This window comes from Paenarthrobacter sp. OM7, assembly GCF_029873575.1.
Lineage (GTDB): Bacteria > Actinomycetota > Actinomycetes > Actinomycetales > Micrococcaceae > Arthrobacter.
Window position 1 is genome coordinate 3,121,086 of sequence record NZ_CP123579.1, and the last position, 12,875, is coordinate 3,133,960.

Below are 12,875 nucleotides of genomic sequence, written 5' to 3' on the forward strand. Positions count from 1 at the left end.
GAGAAACTGTCAATGCCACATCCCCTGTTCAACACACCGTTTATTGCTGCCCCCATGGCGGGCGGAACCTCCACACCGGATTTGGCTCGGGCCGTTCACGAGGGTGGTGGTCTGGGTTTCCTCGCTGCCGGCTACAAGAGCGGCGAGGCCATGTGCGCCGAGATCGCAGCGGCCAGGTCCCTCGGCATTCCCTTCGGCATGAACGTCTTTGTACCCGACCCACGCCAGCTCCCTCCCGGCCCGGAGGCAGTGGAAAGGCTTGAGGCCTACCGGGCAGAGCTTGAGCCTGAGGCCGCCCGGTACGGCGTGGCCTTGCCTCCCTTGCGCCTTGATGACGACGACGCCTGGCAGGACAAAATCGACGCCCTCCTCGCGGACCCGGTGGAGTTCGTCAGCTTCGCTTTCGGTCTTCCTGGCAAACAGGTGGTGACCGCGCTCCAAAAGGCCGGAACGACCGTCATTTCCAGCGTGACCAGCGTCGCTGAGGCCTTGGCTGCCGCCGAAGAGGGTCCGGACGCCCTCGCCGTCCAGCACACTTCCGCGGGCGGACACACGGCTGCGTTCTTGCCGGGCACTCCGGAAACAGCGGGAGCCCCGGGCGCCGGAACCCCCGCAGCCCGGACGACGGCGGAACTGGTCGCCCAGGTGCGTGCCGCCGTCGGAGTTCCCCTGATCGCGGCAGGGGCCGTCATGGACGGCCGCGGCCTACGGGAGGTGCTGGCGGCTGGGGCGTCAGCGGCCCAAATCGGGACCGCCCTGGTTCGGACTGACGAGAGCGGTGCCCGGCAGGCGCACAAGGATGCCTTGGGCGACCACGTGTTCACACAAACCGCCATGACCCGGGCCTTCACCGGGCGCATGGCCCGAGCCCTGGTCAACGATTTCGTCCGCGACCATCAGGACGCACCGGAGGGCTACCCTGCCATCCATCACCTCACGGCACCGGTCAGGGCGGCCTCCTCCGCGGCCGGCGATCCGCAGCGGCTCAACCTCTGGGCAGGGACGGGTTGGCAACGGGCCCGGGAAGGGTCAGCGAAGGATGTGGTCAGGGAGTTCCTGAGCGGGCTCTGACGAGTTCCGCGAGCAACTCTCCGCCCTCGGCGCCCACCAGTTCACGGAAGAGCCGCACAGCGTCCGGTTCGAAGCTTCTCTCCCGCCAGGCGAGGCCGATCTGCCGAAACGCCAGGTCGGATTCGATGGCCACTTCAACCAGTCCAAGTTCGGCTTTGGGCAGGAACTGTCCCGTGCCTGAACCGGGACCGGCGGGCGGAAGGATGCTGAACCCCAGTCCGGCCGAAACCAGCCCGCGGGCCGAGGTGGATTCCTGGACTTCAAAGGCGATCCGCGGGCGGAAGCCCGCCTCCCGCAGGAGTGCCTCGCCGAGTGCCCGCAGGCCAACTCCGGCTGGAAGCGTGATGTAGGGGTCGTGGCGCAGCTCTGAAAGGTGCACGCTGGCCCGCGCGGCAAGGGGGTGCCGATAGTGCAGGACCACCCTGAGTGGCTCCCGGTAGAGCGGAAGGGAACGGATGCCTTTGCCTTCGGGCGCAATGGGTGCGGTCAGTGCGAAGTCCATCTCGCCGCTGGCCAACTGCTGCAGGCAATCGTCGCGCGGGCCTTGCCAGAGTTCGAACACCGCATGGGGGTGGAGCCCGCGGAACGCGCTGATGAGCAGTGGAAGCGTCGCCTCTCCGAACGTGTGTTGGAAGGACACACCGATTCGGCCCCTCACCACGTCAGACTCGTGCCTGACCCTGTCCAGGCCGGCCTGGAAACTCTCCAGCGCTGCTTCGATGTAGGGCAGAAGTGTTCTGGCCTCGGGGGTGAGCCGGATGCCGCGGCCGTCGCGGATCAGCAGGTCCGCTCCTACGATTGCACTGGCCCTGGCCACTGCACGGCTCACTGTCGACTGTGGAACGCCCAGGATCTCCGCTGTTTCGGTCATGTGCTCCGTGCGGCCAAGTTCCGCCAGGACAGGCAGGAGCGGAAGAAGCTGAATGAGCTGGTGGTGGTCCGGCTCCATGGTGTTCTCCCTTCCGCCTTCCGCAGCAGCCCGCCGCCAAGGTGCCGGTCCCGGATTCATGCTGTGATGCATCAATTATAGGCAACCCATGCATTGGAAAGCTGAGTCCCTGGCGCCCTACCCTTGCCGGGTGACCAACACCATCGCCAGCGGCAGCACAGAAACGTGGGACGGCCATGCCAGGGGTTCCCGCGGATACAGCCGGATTCTCGCAGCGCTGGCTCTCGCCGGAGTTGCAACCTTTGCCCAGCTGTACTCGACACAGGCTGTCCTGCCCCTCATGGCCCACGACCTCAAGATCACTGCAGCCGAGGCCGCACTCAGCATTTCCCTTGCCACCGCAGGTCTTGCCATCACCGTGCTGCCGTGGTCGTTCGTGGCAGACAGGATCGGCCGCGTGCGCGCCATGGCCATTGGCATCGCCGTGGCAACACTGCTGGGGCTGCTGGTTCCCCTGGCGCCCACCGTGCCGATGTTGATGACGCTGCGCACGTTGGAAGGCATGGCTTTGGGCGGCATCCCCGCCATTGCCATCGCGTACCTCAACGAGGAAGTGACCAAGGTCCACACGGCATTGGCGGCCGGGACCTATGTAGCCGGAACTACGTTGGGTGGCTTGGCCGGGCGCCTGGTGGCCGGCCCAGTGGGCGAGCTCTGGGGCTGGCGTGCCGCGACCCTTGCCGTCTCCTTGCTGGCCACTGTGTCCGCTGTCTTGTTCCTGGTCCTCGTGCCCAGGCAGCGACGCTTTAGTCCAGCCCCGGCGCTGGGATTCCGGGGTGCACTCAAGACGTTGAAAGGCCACTCGAGCAATCCCAAACTGGTGTCTTTGTACCTTCAGGCCTTCCTGCTCATGGGTGGCTTCGTAGCGGTTTACAACTACCTGGGGTTTCGACTGCACGCAGATCCGTTCCGGCTCCCTGCAACTGTAGTGAGCCTGATCTTCCTTGCGTATCTGTCCGGCACTGTCAGCTCACGGTGGGCCGCTGGACTGACCACGAGGTTTGGCAGGCGCAACGTCCTGGTGGCCGGAATTGCCATCATGTCCGCGGGGCTGGCGCTGACGTTGGTGGAGAACCTGGCAGCCACCCTCGCCGGGCTGGTGATTTTCACAGGCGGCTTCTTCGCCGCCCACAGTGTTGGTTCAGGCTGGACGGGGGCCATCGCCACGACGGGCAGGGCGCAGGCGGCATCCCTGTACAACCTGTCCTACTACCTGGGCTCCAGCGTGATCGGCTGGGCCGGCGGCCTGGCCTTCCAGGCGTTTGGCTGGCCGGCCTTGGCGTTGAGCGTCATCGTCCTTTCGTGCACGACGGCGGCAGTCACCTTGATAGTGCACCGCACACCAAACCAAGCCCGCTGATTTCCAGCCGCCTGCCCCTAGAATCAGAGGCATGACACAGGTCACGAAAAGCCGGGAACTGTCGTCACCGGAGCGTTTGCAGGCGTTTACGGATGCCGTGGTGGCGATTGCTTTGACGTTGTTGATCCTCCCGCTGATGGAGAGCGTGGGTGAGCTTGCAGACCACAACGGCACCACGGCCGAATGGTTGGCCGAAGAACAGTACGCATTGCTCGGATTCGTGCTGAGCTTTGTCCTCATTGCCGTGTTCTGGGTGCACCACCACAAGCTCTTCCGCAGCGTCAAGCACGTTGACCCGGGCCTGCTGTGGCTGACTGTGGCCTGGATGTTCACCATCGTGGTGATGCCGGTCGCCACATCCCTCTCCACCCAGATGCCCTCCGACTGGGCCCAACCGCTGATCTACATCGGCACCCTGTTTGCCACCAGCCTCATGCTCCTCCTGGCCCGGGCGTACTTGCGGTCACACCCCGACCTCCACACCATGGGAGATGCGGAATCGGCGTCAGGAATTCGAGCGAGTGGCATCGTTTCCGGGCTCTTCCTGGCAGCCCTGGTTCTGGCCGTAGCCATTCCGGGTGCAGGCAACTGGCCCCTGCTCCTGATGCTGCTCAGTGAGCCACTCCAACGGCTGGATCGGCGACGGGCCCGCCGCACACGGGTAAAGCGATAGTCACCTGAAGAATTCACCGATTAGGATGGATGGAAGGCAATTTCAGGAGGATCCGTGAGCAACCCCACGAAGAATGTTCGGTCAGGCACGGGCAGCGCTGAGCCGCTGGACGCGATTGATGAACGAATCCTCGCCGCGTTGGTGGATGACGCCCGGATCTCGAACAAGCAATTGGCAGAGCTTGTGGGGATCGCCCCCTCCACGGCCCTCATGCGGACCAGGGCTCTTTCCGAACGCGGAATCATCGAAGGCTTTGAGGCCGTGTTGAGCCTGCCGGCCATCGGCCGCTCCGTCCAAGCCCTCATCGCCGTCCGTCTCCGCGCCCACGACCGCGATCAGATCGACCGTTTTACGGCCCGCGTTCCCAAGCTTCCGGCGGTGATCTCCACTTTCCACACCACCGGTTCCGTTGACTACTTGCTGCACATCGCCGTCGCCAATACCGACGACCTCCGCAACTGGCTCCTGGACAACCTCGCCACGGATCCCGTAGTGGGCCACACGGAAACCACCATGGTCTTCCAGCACATCCCGGGCAATCGCGGACCGCTGCCGGAGTAAAACGACCAGGCGGCGCAGGTCAGGAACGCACTGCGCTCCGCAGCGAGATTGCCGCCAGCGTCAGCGCCGCAACGCCGCACAGGGCCGTGAAACCCACGACGGCGGCCTGGAGCCCCAGTGCCGAGACAGCCAGTCCCAGCCCGATCACCGGAACGGCACTACCCAGGTACGTGATGACGTAGACGGTACTGATGACCTGGGCGTGGCGGGAAGCCTCAACCTTTCCGGCAACTTCGTTGAAGACCTGCCGGAAAGCAATGCCTTGACCCATGCCCGCCGTGACGCTCGCAGCCACCAGCAACCACGGGCTTGACCATGCAGCCGCAGCGCCCACCAGGACAACCGAGACCCCCAGGACCGCCAAGGCCACGGGCACAACCCAACGGCCACGGGTACCCAAAAGCTGGCTCAGCGCCGAGGCGCCCAACGTGACTCCTGCCAGCAAGCCGATCAGCGGCCGCGAATCTGCATGGACCACACCGGCGAAGTACCCCGGCGCCAATGACAGGCAGAAGCCGAAGACTGCGAAGCTCAGGAACCCGGTGGCAGCTGCCATCCAGAAGGCTCCGCGGGCATCACGGGAGATGGAAGGCTTCCGTGGCGCCAGGACCTTGAGGGGTTTCGGGCCCTCCGCCGGAGCGATGGCAGGCCTCGCTTTGAGGAGCCACAGGGGAATAAGGGCGGCTATCAGCACCGCCGAATGGACGTAGTACGGGGTGCGCGTGGGGTCCGGCAAAAGTGACAGGAGGCCACCGATTGCGGGGCCTGCGGCCACACCACCTGCCGAGGAGAGCAAAGTGAATCGGGAGGCCCACTCAGGCCGCTGGGGCAACAGTTCACGCAAGGCAGCTGAGCTGGCTCCGGTCGCCAGCCCCACTGCCACTCCTTGGAGTGCCCTCCCCATGGACAAGGCAACCAGTGTGTCCGCGTTTGCAAAAATCACACCACCCACCAAACCGACCAGGACAGCCAACACCAACGCCGCACGACGCCCGATGTGGTCCGACCAATGTCCTGCCACCATGAGGACACCCACCAGTGCAAGGACGTAGCTGGAGAAAGCAACTGTCACGTCCAGCGATGTCATACCAAGCCTGGCCTGCAGCAAGGGATACAACGGAGTGGCCAGGTTGGCGCCTACCAGCAGCGTAAAGATGACGACGCCGGTCAACACCAGCCTGGCGGTGGTGGAGGCATCCCAGCCCCAGCGGTCGGCGGTAACCGGACGCATGCGGAGTTCGCTCAAGACAGTCATTTCCATGCCTTCGGGCTCGGTGGCCGGGCTGATTGGTTCCTTGTGGGAAGCGCAGTCCGACTAAGTATTGGTGGCAACAGAATGCAGCAGGATTGATCTGAACATGCTGCAATAGTTTGAGAATTGAGCAAAAGACTCAAACTCGAATGACCCAAGTGAGCTGGAGTGACCATTTGAACACCCTCGACCCTATGGACCTGAAGATCCTCCTGGAACTCATCAAGGATCCCCGGATCCAGATCGCCGAGTTGAGCGACACCTTGGGTATTGCACGCAACACTGCCCAGAGCCGGGTCAAGCGCCTCCTCCGGTCCGGGGTGCTGCACGCCGCCGGACGGGAGGTAGACCTCGAAAAGGTGGGGTACGACGTCGTCGCTTTCGTGACGATCGAAGTCACCCACCGCGAACTCGACGGCGTCATTGGTGCGCTGCGCTTGATCCCCCAGGTCCTGGAGGTCCACGAAATTTCCGGCCGGGGCGATCTCTGGTGCCGGGTAGTGGCAACCGACACCCACAACCTGCAGTCGGCACTGCGATCGGTCCTCCGCACCAAAGGCGTGATCCGGACGGAAACGGTGTTGGCCCTGCATACTCACATCCCGTACCGGACTGAACCACTGATCGAAAGGATGTCTGCCGCGCCAACACGGCCAAGGCTTGAGAGTCAGAGCCCCGGGTCACAGGCCCGAACCGACTAGGATTTCAGGAATGGATTGGCTCTCACACATCTCCCAGATCAACTGGTTCGCTGTACTTCTGGCCTTCGTTTCAAGCATGGTCATCGGCTTCGTCTGGTACATGCCGGCCGCCTTCGGACGCAGGTGGATGAAAGCGATCAACAAAACCGAAGACGACCTCAAGAATATTGAGGGCGGCGCCGGCATCTGGGTTCCCATGATGGTGGCCGCAGCGCTGACCAGCATTCTCCTGGCGGTCCTCATCAGCGCGCTGGAACTCAACACTTTTTGGGCCGGCGGATTCTTCGCGCTGATCCTGTCCTTGGTGATCCGCGCCGGCGGCCACGTCATCCACAACGGCTTCGCGGGGCGCCCCTCCGCGGTGACCGTCATCGATTCCGGCCACGACATCGCGGCCATGACCATTGCGGGCGCCATCATCGGAGCCATGCAGTAGCGTTCAACCAGTGACAATCATTGATAACGCCGTATACGTAGACGGCGTCCGCACAGCAACCCCGCACAGCCTCGAGCAGACGTTTGAGACCTTGGCGGAACACGGCGGCATGGCCTGGATCGGCTTGTACCGGCCCACGAAGGACGAGATGGCGGCCGTCGCCCAGGAATTCGGCCTCCACGAGCTCGCCGTGGAGGACGCCGTCTCGGCACATCAGCGGCCCAAGCTTGAGCGCTACGACCACAACCTGTTTACTGTCCTCCGCCCAGCCAGGTACCTCGATGAAACCGAGACAGTGGAGTTCGGCGAGCTGCACATCTTCACCGGACCAAACTTTGTGGTGACCATCCGGCACGCTGAGACCGGTGGGGTGGCCCGGGTCCGCCACCGGCTGGAGACACGACCGGACCTTCTCTGCCATGGGCCCGAAGCCGTGCTCTACGCTCTCCTGGACCAAGTGGTGGATGACTACGCGCCGGTAGTGGCAGGTCTTGAGAACGACATCGATGAGATAGAAGACCAGCTCTTCAGCGGCGACAGCACCGTGTCGCGCCGCATCTACGAGCTCGCCCGTGAAGTGATCCAGTTCCAACGGGCCATCCAGCCCCTCCCGGACATGATGGCCCTGCTGGAAAAGGGCTTCGAAAAATATGGCGTGGACATTGAGTTGCAGCGCTCCCTGCGCGACGTCGAGGACCATGTCCAGCGCGTCATTTCCCGCGTGAACTCCTTCCGGGATCTGTTGCAGAACGCGCTGACCCTGGATGGCACCCTGACGGCAAACCGCCAGAACGAAGCCAGCGCCGCGCAGAACGAGCAAGTCAAAAAGATCTCCTCCTGGGCTGCCATCCTCTTTGCCCCCTCCTTCGTGGCCGGCGTGTATGGGATGAATTTTGACCATATGCCGGAGCTGCATTGGGACTTTGGCTACCCCCTGGCGGTGGGGCTCATGTTCGGTGCAGCCCTGCTCATGTACGTCATTTTCAAGCGCAAAGGCTGGCTGTGACGCCATTGTCGAGGCCTGCTCCCCGCACTGCGCGGGTCACTGTCCGCGCTTTGCTGGCGGGGATGGAGCACGACGCCGGACTGGCGGGTTTTGCGCTTGAGCCAAGTCAGCGACAGGCGGCCGAGCGGTTGGCGGCCTTCGGCGCCCAACTGACGGGCCGTCGTCGTCCGCTTCCCCGCAAGGCGCCGCGGAGCCTGTACTTCCACGGACCGGTGGGCCGCGGCAAGACATGGCTGATGGACAGCTTCTACGGACAACTTGACGCCCGGAAACGCCGTGTCCACTTCCACGACTTCTTCCGCAGGCTCCATGCGGGAACCCACGTCTTTGAGGCCAACAGCGGAACTGCCATTGAGCAGTCCGTGGATGCATTGCTGGATGGCATCGACGTGCTGTTCTTCGACGAATTCCATGTCCATGACGTTGGCGATGGCATGTTCATTGCCCGGTTGTTGCGGTCTGCTGCGCAGCGCCGTATCCCCCTGGTGGTGACCTCGAACTACGCCCCGGACGACCTCCTGCCCAATCCCCTGTGGCACGACCATTTCCTGCCCACCATCGAGGCCATCAAAGAGATGATGGACATCGTGGAGATCGAGGGGCCCACGGATTTCCGCCGTTTTCCCGCCGCTGGAACTGCCCCTGCCGAAGGGTTTGCCGCGTTCCGCTCAGGTCGGATCGTCTCTCCCGGCACGCCCGCACAACTGGGGCGCCTCGGTCTCTTCCGGCCGGCACCATCCCAAGGCCGCGTTTTGCAACCGACAACCCAGCCGATTGTGGTCAGGAACTCCGACCCCGATGTGCTCTGGGTCGGTTTCGAGGAGCTCTGCGGTGGGCTCACCTCAACAGCGGACTTCCTGGTGTTGGCGGAGACCTATAAAACGTGGGTGATCGACGACGTTCCCTCCCCTGCAGGAAACGATTGGGCATCCGCACCCTCATGGCAGCGGTTCAGCAATGTGGTGGACGTGCTGCACGACCAGGACATCACGCTGTTCCTGATCGGCGAGGGACCGATGGAATGGGACATCGACGCATCCGGCAGTGATCTTTCGGTTTTGCCGGTGGATCTGGCGCGGATAGCGAGCCGTTTGTCCCTCTTGGGACGGTCAGAGCACCACGATGGCGTGGACAGTGCTGTCCACAGTGAAGAGGCCGCCGGAAGCTAAGCTTCCGACGGCCACAGCATGGTAAGGGTCCGTCCCTAGATGACACCGCCGGCTGCGGACGGTGCACTGGCATCGTCGCCGCCATCGCCGACCGTTTCGCGGGCGACGTAGTTCTCGATGTCGAAGAGGTTCTCAGCCCGTTCCGTGATGTTGAGCAGCGTGGTCATGGAAGCAACTTCCTCAACCTGCTCCTTCAGGAACCACAGCATGAACTGCTCGCCCAAAGCATCTCCCTCTGCACGGGCAACGCGGAACATCTCTTCGATGTTGCGTGTGACTTCCTTTTCCTGCTCCAACGCCAACGCGATGGGCTCCTTGGCGTTGGAAAAGTTGTTGCGAACAGGGGCGATGCCCGGGATCTCAACGTGCACATTGCGGTCCAGCATGTACTGGACCATCATCATGGCGTGGTTTCGCTCCTCGAGCGACTGACGGTAGAAGTGCCGGGCGAGCTGAGGCAAGTCTTCGCCATCAAAGTACACAGCCACTGCGATGTATTGCTGGGAGGCTGCAAACTCATTCGCAACCTGGGCGGACAACAGCTCATTGAAAGTCTTCTTAGCCATGGCTCGATCCTACAGGCGGACAATACCGGTTCCGGTGGTGAGATTCGCCACTGCTCAGGGCAGCAGCAGACTGATCCACACACCCGCAGCGGCCGCCACGACGCTGACTGCCATGGTCCCCAAGCCGTTGATGACCGCCAATGCTGTACGCCCGCTTTGAACGAGCCGGATGGTCTCAAGGCTGGCGGTGCTGAAGGTGGTGTAGCCGCCCAGGAAACCGGTACCGAGGATGAGCATCAAGGACTCCGGTGCCTGGCCACGCATGACCAGGCCCGCCAGGAAACCCAGCAACAGGGAGCCCGAGATATTGATGATGACGGTCCCCCATGGGAAGGCAGTCTTCAGGCGTGCACGGACGAACCCGTCCACCACAAACCGCACTGCCGCACCCAGCCCACCGGCCAGAGCAAGAAGGATGACTGTCACGAGCGTCGTCCGGTTGCCCGCCGGTGATGCCAGGCGCCCAGCCAAATTCCTGCGGTGGCAGCGGCGGCCCCGCCTATTAGGCTCGCAGCGAGGTACACCGCAGCGGCTGGAGCAGCTCCAGCGGTGAACAGGTGCACCGCGTCCAGGGCCAGCGTGCTGTAGGTGGTGTAGGCGCCCAGGAATCCCGTGCCCAAGGCGAGCCGCAGGACCCGGCGATTGCCGACGTCGGGCCCACGGCGTGAAAGTCCCTCCAACAGCGCGCCCAACACCAGAGCACCCGAAAGGTTGATGACCAAGGTGGGAAGCGGCCACGCGCCGGGCGCTGGGATGACCAGCCCCAAACCGTACCGTGCGAGTGCTCCGAACACCCCGCCGGCTGCCACGATCGCGATGAAACCCCAATGGAGGTGGACGGGGCTATTGGCCTCAGTCGTCGTCATCGTCAGTGGGGACCCTGGGATTAACGGGAACAACGAGCACCGGCCGGGCCTGGCGGTGGAACAGGTGCCGCGCCACCGAGCCTGCCGTCAGTTCTTTCAATGCAGCAGCCAGTTTGTGCTCCCGGGTACCCACCACGATCATGGAGGCTCCAATGTCCTCAGCCTCACGGGCCAAAGCGCGGGCGGGTTCCCCGGCCAGATGGACCAGCGACCATCCAACGCCGTTGCCGTCCAAGTGGTCATGAAGGGTTTGCACCAGTGATTCGGGGATCCTGTGAAGATCCGCATCAATGCCGTCCGGATCGATCGGCGCTGCCGGCCCTCCGGTGCTGCCGTCCACCGGGTACACCGTGACGTCTGCATAGGCGCACACCAGCGGCAGCCGGGCACTGGCCGCCACAGTCGCTGCTTGTTGGAGGACCACTGGATGCTGCCCCGGCATGACGCCTACCAGGATGGGGCCGGCCGCACTGGTGGAAGCCTCGGAACGCGGGGCGGGAGTCTCTGTCACAAGGAAAGTCTACGGCGCGGTACTGGAGCCCGCGGTTGTTCTCAGGACTGTCGCCGGCCCGACCACAGGCCGTAGAGCAACGGGACCACTGAGCTGATCATCAGCACATTGCCCAGTCCGGGATCGTCCGTCCGCAGAACGGCTCCGGCGATCAGGAGAGCGCCGAAGATCAGCGCCGCCACTGCACGCCGCGCCGTCAGGATGAGACTCGCCATCTGCCGCTCCAGGCGCCGGTTGCCCACTTGGAGGGATCCTTCTTCCAGTCTCGAGACCAGCCCGTCCAGCCTCTTGGGCAGGCGAAGGGCGATGGCGGCGGCTTCGAGAGTTTGGGACGCGACATCGTTGATCAGGTTGCCGCGCTCGTCCCGCAGAAGTTGGGCCGCATATGGTTCCACCGAGTCCCACAGGTTGAAGCGGGCATCCAGAGAGCTGCACACACCCGACGTCAGGGACATGGCCCTGATAATGAGCAGGAAATTCTCGGGTAATTGGAAGGGCAGTGAGCGGATCACGCTGCCGAATTCAGTGCCGAATTCACGGAACTCCCGTGGGTCAACATCGCGAAGCTCGGCGAAGCCCATGCCACCGAAACGCGCAAAGAGCTGCGTCATCGCCCGCTCAAGCTCTGCGGTATCGGCTGACTGCATCAGCACCCCTACATCGCTGATGGCGGTGACCAGTCCTTTGCCGTCACGAGAGGCAGCGGCGATCAGGAGCTTCCGTAGGCCGCTTCGCGTCTCCACGGGAACCTCGCCCATCATTCCGAAGTCTATGAAGGTCAGTTTCCACGGATGTTCACTGGAAGGATCATTGGCCGGAGTAACGAAGATATTGCCGGGATGGGGATCGGCGTGGAAGAAACCCTTGGTGAACAACTGGTCAAACATCACCGAGGCGAAGACCGGTGCCACTTCGGTGGGGTCTATGCCGGCCAGGCGAAGCGAGTCCGCGTCCGTAATCTTGATGGCCGTGACGTCTTCGAGGGTGAGCACGCGGCGGGTGGTCCGCTCCCACACCACGGCCGGAACGGTCACCCGGGCGTCATCGGCGAAGTCAGCAGCAAACCGCTCTGAATTGGCCGCTTCATTCAAGTAGTCGATTTCCTCGAGGCTGGTCTGCGCGAATTCCTTGATCAGCGCAGGAACGTCTGCACGGTTCGAAACGAGGCGGATGCGGCTGAGCCAGCCTCCCACTTTCCGCAAGGCAGCGAGGTCGACGTCTACTATTTCGGCGATGCCAGGCCGCTGCACCTTGAACACGACACTGCTGAGACCGGTGTCCTCGGCGTTACCGGAGAGCAGTTTCGCCCGGTGTGCTTGTCCCAGTGAAGCTGCCGCGATGGGAGTCTCCTCGACCGAAGCAAACACTGCCTCCAGGGGAGCCCCAAGTTCGGCCTCAGCCAAGGCCCGGATGGCGTGAAAAGGGACAGGCGGAACTTCGTCCTGCAGCCCCTCCAGCTCCGAGGTTATTTCCGGCGGCAGCACATCGAGCCGGGACGACATGAACTGGCCCACCTTGATCATCAGCCCGCCGAGCTCCACCGCTAGGCCATGAAAACGCCGGGCGAAGCGCCGCATTCTGTTGGCGCGGTTCCGTTCAGTCAGCCTGCGCAGGCCCACTCTGGGCAGGAACAGCTCGAACCACCAGGTCACCGCCAAATGCCATGCGGCGAATCGGAGGATTCGACGATAACGGGCACGGGGGCTCCCAGCTCCCCTCAGGGAATCAGCCCGTTCGCGCCGAATCGACGTCAC

General features: G+C 63.5%; 15 protein-coding genes. 8 read left to right on the forward strand and 7 right to left on the reverse strand.

Features of this window, described 5'->3' with window-relative positions; translation table 11 throughout:
* Nucleotides 1-12: 12 nt before the first annotated feature.
* The gene (locus QEH68_RS14375; protein WP_280623199.1) at nt 13-1,071 is read left to right on the forward strand and encodes a nitronate monooxygenase; all 1,059 of its coding nucleotides are present in this window, start codon (nt 13-15) and stop codon (nt 1,069-1,071) included.
* On the opposite strand, the gene QEH68_RS14380 is transcribed toward QEH68_RS14375, so the two are convergent.
* Entirely contained in the window at nt 1,046-2,020 is a 975-nt protein-coding gene (locus QEH68_RS14380; RefSeq protein WP_280628019.1) for a LysR family transcriptional regulator, read from the reverse strand. The two genes, QEH68_RS14375 and QEH68_RS14380, sit on opposite strands and share 26 nt — an antisense overlap.
* A 130-nt stretch (nt 2,021-2,150) precedes the next feature.
* Here QEH68_RS14380 and QEH68_RS14385 point away from each other — a divergent pair, with 130 nt between their 5' ends.
* The 3 genes from QEH68_RS14385 to QEH68_RS14395 are packed head-to-tail and all read left to right on the forward strand — an operon-like array spanning nt 2,151 to nt 4,614.
* Complete coding sequence (locus QEH68_RS14385) at nt 2,151-3,380, forward strand: MFS transporter (protein WP_280623200.1); 1,230 nt, start codon at nt 2,151-2,153, stop codon at nt 3,378-3,380.
* Nucleotides 3,381-3,411: 31 nt separating this feature from the next.
* Nucleotides 3,412-4,053, forward strand: a complete 642-nt coding sequence (locus QEH68_RS14390) for a TMEM175 family protein (protein WP_280623201.1) — start codon at nt 3,412-3,414, stop codon at nt 4,051-4,053.
* Nucleotides 4,054-4,107: 54 nt separating this feature from the next.
* Complete coding sequence (locus QEH68_RS14395; protein WP_089595726.1) at nt 4,108-4,614, forward strand: Lrp/AsnC family transcriptional regulator; 507 nt, start codon at nt 4,108-4,110, stop codon at nt 4,612-4,614.
* Between the two features lie 19 nt (nt 4,615-4,633).
* Here QEH68_RS14395 and QEH68_RS14400 read toward each other — a convergent pair whose 3' ends face one another.
* Complete coding sequence (locus QEH68_RS14400; protein WP_280623202.1) at nt 4,634-5,869, reverse strand: MFS transporter; 1,236 nt, start codon at nt 5,867-5,869, stop codon at nt 4,634-4,636.
* A 146-nt stretch (nt 5,870-6,015) separates the two neighbouring features.
* On the opposite strand from QEH68_RS14400, the gene QEH68_RS14405 reads away from it, so the two are divergent.
* From QEH68_RS14405 to zapE, 4 genes are read left to right on the forward strand one after another with little or no spacing between them, the layout of a single operon-like run.
* A complete protein-coding gene (locus QEH68_RS14405) occupies nt 6,016-6,567 on the forward strand; it encodes an Lrp/AsnC family transcriptional regulator (RefSeq protein ID WP_280623203.1) in 552 nt (183 codons plus the stop codon).
* A 10-nt stretch (nt 6,568-6,577) separates the two neighbouring features.
* Complete coding sequence (locus QEH68_RS14410; protein ID WP_207594170.1) at nt 6,578-7,003, forward strand: DUF1761 domain-containing protein; 426 nt, start codon at nt 6,578-6,580, stop codon at nt 7,001-7,003.
* Nucleotides 7,004-7,013: 10 nt separating this feature from the next.
* On the forward strand, nt 7,014-8,009 hold the full coding sequence (gene corA, locus QEH68_RS14415) for a magnesium/cobalt transporter CorA (RefSeq protein ID WP_207594171.1): 996 nt from the start codon (nt 7,014-7,016) through the stop codon (nt 8,007-8,009).
* Nucleotides 8,006-9,178 (forward strand): cell division protein ZapE, encoded by a 1,173-nt coding sequence (zapE, locus tag QEH68_RS14420; protein WP_280623204.1) that lies wholly within the window; start codon nt 8,006-8,008, stop codon nt 9,176-9,178. Before corA ends, zapE begins: the two co-directional genes overlap by 4 nt.
* A 35-nt stretch (nt 9,179-9,213) precedes the next feature.
* Here the strand turns inward: zapE and QEH68_RS14425 are convergent, their stop codons facing one another.
* Genes QEH68_RS14425 through QEH68_RS14445 form a run of 5 tightly spaced genes read right to left on the reverse strand, consistent with a single transcriptional unit; the run spans nt 9,214 to nt 12,875 of the window.
* Nucleotides 9,214-9,744, reverse strand: coding sequence for a ferritin (locus QEH68_RS14425; protein WP_207594172.1), 531 nt, complete (start codon nt 9,742-9,744; stop codon nt 9,214-9,216).
* Between the two features lie 54 nt (nt 9,745-9,798).
* On the reverse strand, nt 9,799-10,170 hold the full coding sequence (gene crcB / locus QEH68_RS14430; RefSeq protein ID WP_280623205.1) for a fluoride efflux transporter CrcB: 372 nt from the start codon (nt 10,168-10,170) through the stop codon (nt 9,799-9,801).
* Nucleotides 10,167-10,610, reverse strand: a complete 444-nt coding sequence (locus QEH68_RS14435; protein ID WP_280623206.1) for a CrcB family protein — start codon at nt 10,608-10,610, stop codon at nt 10,167-10,169. The genes crcB and QEH68_RS14435 overlap by 4 nt, the downstream gene beginning before the upstream one ends.
* Nucleotides 10,597-11,121 carry a universal stress protein gene (locus tag QEH68_RS14440; protein WP_280623207.1) on the reverse strand — a complete coding sequence of 175 codons (525 nt, stop codon included), beginning with the start codon at nt 11,119-11,121 and terminating at the stop codon, nt 10,597-10,599. Before QEH68_RS14440 ends, QEH68_RS14435 begins: the two co-directional genes overlap by 14 nt.
* A 41-nt stretch (nt 11,122-11,162) precedes the next feature.
* Entirely contained in the window at nt 11,163-12,875 is a 1,713-nt protein-coding gene (locus QEH68_RS14445; RefSeq protein ID WP_280623208.1) for an AarF/UbiB family protein, read from the reverse strand.